At 36.2% G+C, this 7,594-nt stretch carries 6 protein-coding genes and 4 pseudogenes; 3 read left to right on the top strand and 7 right to left on the bottom strand.

Annotation, left to right across the window (positions count from 1 at the left end):
* The first annotated feature begins 219 nt into the window (after positions 1 to 219).
* Complete coding sequence (locus NI462_RS13415) at positions 220 to 1,191, top strand: IS481 family transposase (RefSeq protein WP_253160999.1); 972 nt, start codon at positions 220 to 222, stop codon at positions 1,189 to 1,191.
* 195 nt (positions 1,192 to 1,386) lie between these two features.
* Complete coding sequence (locus NI462_RS13410) at positions 1,387 to 2,055, top strand: epoxyqueuosine reductase QueH (RefSeq protein WP_004647714.1); 669 nt, start codon at positions 1,387 to 1,389, stop codon at positions 2,053 to 2,055.
* Here NI462_RS13410 and NI462_RS13405 read toward each other — a convergent pair.
* From NI462_RS13405 to NI462_RS13390, 4 genes and pseudogenes are all read right to left on the bottom strand, one after another.
* Positions 2,052 to 3,443, bottom strand: a complete 1,392-nt coding sequence (locus NI462_RS13405; protein ID WP_253160997.1) for a methylenetetrahydrofolate reductase C-terminal domain-containing protein — start codon at positions 3,441 to 3,443, stop codon at positions 2,052 to 2,054. The genes NI462_RS13410 and NI462_RS13405 overlap by 4 nt on opposite strands.
* A gap of 188 nt (positions 3,444 to 3,631) precedes the next feature.
* Positions 3,632 to 3,733, bottom strand: a pseudogene (locus NI462_RS13400) (putative oxygenase MesX); the annotation flags it as partial.
* A 24-nt stretch (positions 3,734 to 3,757) separates the two neighbouring features.
* A pseudogene (locus NI462_RS13395) lies at positions 3,758 to 3,874 on the bottom strand (transposase); the annotation flags it as partial.
* A 50-nt stretch (positions 3,875 to 3,924) separates the two neighbouring features.
* Positions 3,925 to 5,130, bottom strand: a complete 1,206-nt coding sequence (locus NI462_RS13390; RefSeq protein WP_004647716.1) for a tyrosine-type recombinase/integrase — start codon at positions 5,128 to 5,130, stop codon at positions 3,925 to 3,927.
* A gap of 302 nt (positions 5,131 to 5,432) precedes the next feature.
* Here NI462_RS13390 and NI462_RS13385 point away from each other — a divergent pair, with 302 nt between their 5' ends.
* Entirely contained in the window at positions 5,433 to 5,864 is a 432-nt protein-coding gene (locus tag NI462_RS13385; RefSeq protein ID WP_004281816.1) for a PPC domain-containing protein, read from the top strand.
* Between the two features lie 118 nt (positions 5,865 to 5,982).
* Here the strand turns inward: NI462_RS13385 and NI462_RS13380 are convergent.
* From NI462_RS13380 to NI462_RS13370, 3 genes and pseudogenes are all read right to left on the bottom strand, one after another.
* Positions 5,983 to 6,399 (bottom strand): annotated as a pseudogene (locus NI462_RS13380) (integrase core domain-containing protein); the annotation flags it as partial.
* Positions 6,400 to 6,576: 177 nt separating this feature from the next.
* Positions 6,577 to 6,927, bottom strand: coding sequence for a hypothetical protein (locus NI462_RS13375; protein ID WP_004281821.1), 351 nt, complete (start codon positions 6,925 to 6,927; stop codon positions 6,577 to 6,579).
* 150 nt (positions 6,928 to 7,077) lie between these two features.
* Positions 7,078 to 7,578: pseudogene (locus NI462_RS13370) on the bottom strand (IS3 family transposase); the annotation flags it as partial.
* Positions 7,579 to 7,594 lie beyond the last annotated feature (16 nt).

Raw genomic sequence — 7,594 nt, 5'->3', positions numbered from 1 at the left:
AAAACGCTTTTGCGAGATCAAAACATTTCCGTGCTATTGCAAACTCGATTTGATAAACTAGCACGCAATTATAAATCTATGCGTATAGCCTGCATATTTATTTGGTGCAAAGCCAAATGAGGACACGCCCTAATAATTTCTTCACTTAATTTTAAAGCTTCATACAATGACTCTTGATTTGTGTGATTCATAGACATCATTTCAATATAATTGGTGTCTATGAACAGAGAAATTCAACAAAGACTCGTATGGGTTAAATTATTTGAAGAGACCAATGATGCTGGCCTAGTCTGTCGGAGATGTGGCATTTCTAGACCAACATTACGCAAGTGGTGGAAACGATATTCTGAGCAAGGTATTGATGGATTAAGTAGTCAGAGTAAACGCCCATTAAAATCTCCAAATACTAAAATCAATGCTGAGCTAGAAGCCTTAATATTGGAAATGCGCTCAGCTAGAAATCTGGGTGCTCGACGTTTGCAAACAGAATTGATGAGGCTGCACGGAGTCTCGTTGTCCTTAGCGACTATCCATAAAGTACTATCCACCCATCAAGTCAAACCGATTAAAAAATTCCGTCTTAAAGTAGATTTCATTCGTTATGAACGCCCATTACCAGGCGATAGAATTCAAATGGATACCTGTAAACTGGGTCCTAGGCTATATCAGTACACATCTATCGATGACTGCACACGATATCGCGTTTTAAGGATATATAAACGCCGAACAGCGGCGAATACGCTCGACTTTTTAGACTGCGTAATTGAAGAAATGCCTTTTCCCATACAGCGAATACAGACCGATCGTGGGCGGGAATTTTTTGCTGAAAAAGTACAGAAAAAATTGATGCAGCATGGAATCAAATTTAGGCCAAATAAACCAGGTTCACCTCATTTGAATGGCAAGGTAGAGCGTTCTCAAAAGACTGATAAATCTGAGTTCTACGCTACTGTCGATATTAATTCTGAAGATATCCAAGACAAGCTAGCCGAATGGCAGCATTACTATAACTGGATGAGACCACATTCAGCTTTGAAAGGTAAAACACCGATGGAAAGGTACTTTGAATTATGTGAAGAAACCCCTTTCTCTGATGAGGTCCAGAAGCAATACAACCCATCCAATGAACGGATTCAACACGCCAATTACAAGATGGATTTAGAGATCGCTAAATTGAAACGATCTCTATGAATCACACACTTGATTAACTTGCAATGTTCTAATTCCAAAGCATTATTGTAGTTATTCTCTTATATACTTTAGTTCTTATTAAATTTCAATTAGTGAATTTCTTTCATCTTAACCTTAGAAAATATCAGTATATCAAATCTTTACTATCTAATTAAATCGTTAAAATATAGGGTTTAGATTTAAACCCATATAACTATGTCAAACAAACTTGAACGTCAGAAATTGACTCTCCCAGCAGGTCATGACAAGCTTCTGCTTCACTCCTGCTGTGCACCATGCTCGGGTGAAGTGATGGAAACCCTAATTGAATCAGGCATCGACTTTTCGATCTTTTTTTATAATCCCAATATTCACCCTGTCAAGGAATATGAAATCCGTAAGGAAGAAAATATTCGCTTTGCAGAAAAACATAATATTCCTTTTATTGACTGTGATTACGATACAGACAATTGGTTTGCACGTGCCAAAGGCATGGAAAATGAGCCAGAGAAAGGTATTCGCTGTACCATGTGTTTTGATATGCGCTTTGAACGGACTGCCCTTTATGCAGCTGAAAATGGCTTCAGCCTAATTAGTAGCTCATTGGGTATTTCTCGTTGGAAAGATATGAAGCAGATCAATGATTGTGGGCATCGTTCTGCTTCACATTATGAAGGTATCACCTATTGGGACTACAACTGGCGTAAAAATGGTGGTGCTGTTCGTATGCTTGAAATCAGCAAGAAGGAAGAATTCTACCAACAAGAATATTGTGGCTGTGTATACTCCTTACGTGATACCAACCGTTGGCGTATGAGCCAAGGTCGTGATCGCATCAAATTGGGTGTGAAATTTTATTCGAATGCCATGGATGATGAAAGCTAAGCTTCAGTCACCAGATACCAATTTTTCCAGGAACTGGTTCCACGGACTTCAATGGGTACAGTTGGAATCAGTTTTTCTTTTAGAACGTCAGTCTGTCCCACGGCTTTGGCAAGTCGGGCTTTCACAGAATGAATGCATTCACGATCTCCAAACTCACAGCGATCCAATGTCGTACCACCACAAGGACCATTCGCCAATCCTTTGGGACAAGTTTCAGGGCAAATATATAAAGTATCTCCTAACCTACATTGACCACAACTTTCACAACCCACGACCCCTTGCTTAGAGATAAATTCAGTTTTTAACAATGCTTTTTCTGCAGGAGTATTTTCCCAGAGTGAGGCTTTAAAAATAAAATGCCCCACACCTTTGGCAATTTTGGACTCAAATAGAGCCTTGTGCATGAAATGCAATTGCTGATATTTAATAAGCTGGCTAGAGGATGGTTGGCGGGAATAATAAGCTAATTCTGGCACGAGTTCCTCTTTAGTCTCCACTTGCCACAGTGCATTCCAGAGTGCTTCGAGTTCCTGTAAACCATAATGTCGATATTGTTCAATATATTTTTCTAAAAGCTTTTGCTCTTCAGGCTTATGGCATGCTGAAAGATGCACACCTGCAAAACCCAAATACTTACAGATCAATATTTGTATAGCACAACGTTTATAAGCATTCTCAGTTCGTCCATCCTGTTTTTCCTGAGCCAACACTCGTAACATGTGTGGTGTAATCACAATTCCTGCGATCTTATGTTTCACCATAAAATTGGCACGTGCCAAACTAAGTGGCATAACACAAGCAAGTATATTTTGTGGGTATCGATGACGATTTAAAAAAGCCTTGGCTTGTTTTAAAGCCTCCATATCGTAACCCAACTGGGTAACGATAAAGTCTGCTCCTGCTTTAATCTTTTTGTGAAGTTTTAAATATTGTGCATCACGTTCAGCTTCAGCATATTTAAAGGGATTAAAAGCTACACCAATGTGAAATCCACCATAACACTTTGCGGCCATGACCGCATTTACAGACTCTAAATATCGGGTGCGATTCGTTCCATCTTGACCATTTGTATGCCCTTTTAACTTATCACCTGTGAGAAGCAGTAAATTTTTCTGTCCCGAAGCTTGAGTTGATTTTAAGAAGGTCTCAAAATCAGTAATATCCCGACCTTTCCCTGAATAATGGATGATTTTTTCCACTGATGAAGGAAATGTCTTCGCACATTCAAGTGGTGGCAAATCACTATCGGCATGCACTCGATCTGCCAAAGTGATCGCACATGGAAATTCTGCTAAAGACATTGGTACGGCAATGCCCTTAGCAGAACTTAAATATTCCAACAAAATACAAAACTGATTGTGCTTAAAATGGGAAGCAAGCTGTGACATAAAATAAAGTTCAAATAAAAATGATTAAAGCAGGTCGCTATTATATTCGACCTAACAGAATCAGCCCGATTAATCTTAAACAGGCTGATATAGAAAATTTTAGTCAACAATTATGCAATGAATCTATTCAATACATTCAATCAGGCAACTTTCTCATTAGATTCTCGCTCTAATGCGAAATGAAATGCCTATTTTTCAAGAATATTTTGATACGACTTAATGAAGTTCTCTTCTATCCATTTACCTTGCTTAAGATTCAATTGAACACGTTCAACACCGTCATAAACTTTACGAGTTAAGAGAAATCATTATTGTGAACAGACTATTTCTCTAAGTTGATTCATCACAACATGTAATTTATAGCCATAGAACCGGCCCATTGAGCTTTTACCACGAGATGCAATTTTAGATAATGATTTATGGCGGTGAATAGGTTTGTGCAACAAAGCCTATTCTAATTAAAACTTAGATTTCATAACCATTAATTTACAGTACAACTATCAATAAAATCGCCCCACCATTGCATCATTTCCATACGCTGATTAAAATATTCTGCATGATTATAACTTGCACGGGTTTTATTTTTATCAGTATGAGATAGCTGTGCTTCAATCCAATTTGATTGAAATAAACCGGATTCATTTAATATGGTACTAAATGTCGATCGTAACCCATGAGAAGTTAATTCATTTTTAGTATATCCCATTTTTCTGATAATCAAGTTCAGGGTATTAAAATGAATAGGTTTATTATTGTTTCGGGGGCTAGAAAACACATATTTTTCGCCATGAGACCAAACGAGTGCTGATTTCACAACTTCAAGTGCTTGATCAGATAGTGGAACAAAAAAATCAGGGATATCATGACCTAAAATAACCTTTCTTCTATATTGTTTAATATGTAAGGCTGGTATTTTCCATATTTTTTTATCTAGATCGAAGTGATGTGGTTCACAAAGCAATAATTCTCCACCACGGACGCCTGTATATAATTTAAATAACAGGGCTTTTTTAATAATAGGATCTGTATTAATCTGATTTAATTTAGCTAAGAAATTAGATAGTTCATCTGAATTTAAATGAGGATAGTTTTTCTTAATCTTATTGTTGACTAATATTTTATGAAGTCCATGTGCAATATTATATTCACAATACCCCATCGCTACCGCATAATCATAAATCTGATTTAAATAACTATAGGCTTTCTTTACAGGTTCTTTTACATTTCTAGATTCTATATTTTTAATAATCTTAACTAGATCATATCTTTTAATTTCCATAAATGGCATTAGTCCAATATTTGGATAAACATCCTGATCTAAACATTTTTTTGCGAGCTGAATTACACCGCATCGTGGTTCATCTTCAAAGGAATTTTTAATTTTAAATTCTAACCACTCTTCACAAATATCCTGAAAAGTTTTGATGTATTTTTTATGCAGTGGTTTATTTTCATAATTATTAAATTTATATTCATCCCGGACTGATCTGGCCTCTTTCAAGGACATTACAGGATATTCACCCAACTTCATGCGAGGACGTTTATTTGTCCCTGCAAGTGAATAGCGGTAACTCCAAGATTTACGTCCGTTTGGTTCTACCTTCAAACTTAAGCCGTCATCATCTGCCAGAAAATAGATTTTTTCCTTTGGTTTAGCTTGACGTACCTTAATTTCAGTAAGACTCATGAATTTTTAACCTAACCACAAATGGCACTGCTCAATTCAATTATAGCAAATTTAAGCGATATTCATATGATGCGTATCATACGCATCACATATTTTTATAAGTAATTGTTAAATAAAATTTATATTTAGATTGGTTATTCCCTAGTAACCAATTAATTAACCATTGATTTTGCAAGTCTTAAATTGGCATTTGAAGTGCAGCCCCATGTTATGACTATTCACATTTCTGCTCTATGATTCATGGTTACTTATTAGTTATGTTATTACGTCAGGAGCGATACAAGAATTAGGGTAACCTTATTATGGAAATAGCGAATACGAAATTACTAGCTGGCGCTTTGATAGCCCTAACTTTAACTATAGTTAGCCCTGTCGTACTTGCAAATGATAACAATGATATACGAAAGACTATTGTAGTTAAATTTGCTAAAAAAGCTCACTCTGCAAATTATTACGGAAGGATAGATGGATACAAGTATGATTCCTACAAATTTTATGCTAAAAAAGGGCAAAAGTTAAAAGTGAAGTTGACTGGAGGAAATGTTGAAGCTTACTTATGGGGTAATCAATTAAAAGACTCCATCAATCTTGGAGAATATTCTCCAGAGCTTGATGATAAGGGTATTTATATTTTACCTGCTTCAGGTGAGTATGAAATTAGAGTATTACAACCTAGATCACAGGCAAGAAAAGATAAAAAACCTCAATACTGGATGAGTATTAACATTAAATAAAGACTTGCTAGATTTTTTTAAGCTTTTATACCAGGGTTCAAAAACTATTGCCAGTTAAACGGGGCGTGATTTTTACGTATATGTTTTTATATTAGTAAAAATGATATAGATACGTAATTCATAGAGATCGTTTCAATTTAGCAATCTCTAAATACATCTTGTAACTGGCATGTTGAATCCGTTCATTTGAGGGGGCGTATTGCTTCTGGACTTCATCTAAGAAAGGAGTTTCTTCACATAATTCAAAGTACCTTTCCATCGGTGTTTTACCTTGCAAAGCTGAATGTGGTCTCATCCAGTTACAGTAATGCTGCCATTCTGCCAGTTTGCTCTGAATTTCCTCTGAATCGATATCTACAGTAGCGTAGAACTCAGATTTATCAGTCTTTTGTGAGCGCTACCTTGCCATTCAGATGAGGTGAACCCGGTTTATTCGGCCTAAATTTGATCCCATACTGCATCATTTTTTCTGTATTTTTTCAACAAAGAATTCTCGTTCACGATCGGTCTGTATTCGCTGTATGGGAAAAGGCATTTATTCAATCACACAGATTATCATAAGGCTTTTGAAACTGTCGCACCTCATGTTTGAATTCACCCATTAACAGAGTGCGAATTAGTCCTTGATCATGTTTGACCACATTTCAAGGAATAGTGTCCAACTTTCGGTATGCAGATTATGGTGTGGGGTTCTCTTAAAGTTTAAACCTTATTATTTTACTTCAGTAATGCTGATTGGCTGGTCTTTTACAAATTCAACAACCCCTTCACCACGTTTAAAGTGAATTGAAACTCCATTATTATTAGCTAAACGAATACCACTACCAGCAACTGTTTGCTTTAAACGATATACCATGCCTGAGTTATCAGTCATTAAAGCAGTTTCAAAGTTATCCGATGATTTCAGAAAAATTAATAAACCATTCGGACCAGAAAATTTAAGGACCTGCGTATCAGCTGAAGTATTGCTTGTAGCCTTATCTTGTAAAGTTTCAGTCTTTGGACTCGAAGTACACCCAGTCATTGCTAAAACTAACAAAGTTAAACTTAAAAAATATTTCATTTAACTACCTTTTTCATCTGTAAATCATAGGTGTATTTATACTAATTGTTATAATTTAACAATAAAACAAATATTACTTTTTTTTACATGAAAAAGCCATAAATCGCATTTTGAACCTTACCGGATTTATCGGAGATTTTTTTATTTAAGTTAGGCCACCTGACTTAACGGGTTAATCTTATCATAGTACATTGCTTCAAACTCAAAAGGCGATACATAACCCAGTGCACTGTGTACATGCTTTTTATTAAACCAATCTACCCAATTTAATGTCGCAAGTTGTACATCTGCTAAACTTTGCCAATCTGCTTTTAAATATTCAATCATCTCTGTTTTGTATAAGCCATTCACTGTTTCAACCAAAGCATTATCGTATGAGTCCCCCGTTGTACCGATTGATGCTCGTAAATTTGCTGCTTCTAAACGATTGGTATAGCGAATGGAAAGGTATTGAACACCTCTATGGGAATGATGAATCACATTCCTTGGCATACCTCAATCGTGCAATGCTTGCTCCAGTGCATCGAGCACCATATCTGTATTCATACGTGTTGATACTTTCCATCCAACAATTGCTCGTGAGAACACATCAATAATAAAGGCGGTATAGACCCAGCCTGAATTTGTTTGAATATACGTAAAGTCACTCACCTGAGATACCGTCTTG

Origin of the sequence: Acinetobacter lwoffii, from assembly GCF_024129715.1 — a bacterium.
Taxonomy (GTDB): domain Bacteria; phylum Pseudomonadota; class Gammaproteobacteria; order Pseudomonadales; family Moraxellaceae; genus Acinetobacter; species Acinetobacter lwoffii_U.
Note: the sequence above shows the minus strand (reverse complement) of the source record. Positions and strands in the feature narration are given on the sequence as shown.

Excerpts from the sequence above, each read along its gene's own strand:
- NI462_RS13415 (WP_253160999.1), top strand. The coding sequence starts at position 220 with ATGAACAGAGAAATTCAACAAAGACTCGTATGGGTTAAATTATTTGAA.
- NI462_RS13410 (WP_004647714.1), top strand. The coding sequence starts at position 1,387 with ATGTCAAACAAACTTGAACGTCAGAAATTGACTCTCCCAGCAGGTCAT.
- NI462_RS13405 (WP_253160997.1), bottom strand. The coding sequence starts at position 3,443 with ATGTCACAGCTTGCTTCCCATTTTAAGCACAATCAGTTTTGTATTTTG.
- NI462_RS13390 (WP_004647716.1), bottom strand. The coding sequence starts at position 5,130 with ATGAGTCTTACTGAAATTAAGGTACGTCAAGCTAAACCAAAGGAAAAA.
- NI462_RS13385 (WP_004281816.1), top strand. The coding sequence starts at position 5,433 with ATGGAAATAGCGAATACGAAATTACTAGCTGGCGCTTTGATAGCCCTA.
- NI462_RS13375 (WP_004281821.1), bottom strand. The coding sequence starts at position 6,927 with ATGAAATATTTTTTAAGTTTAACTTTGTTAGTTTTAGCAATGACTGGG.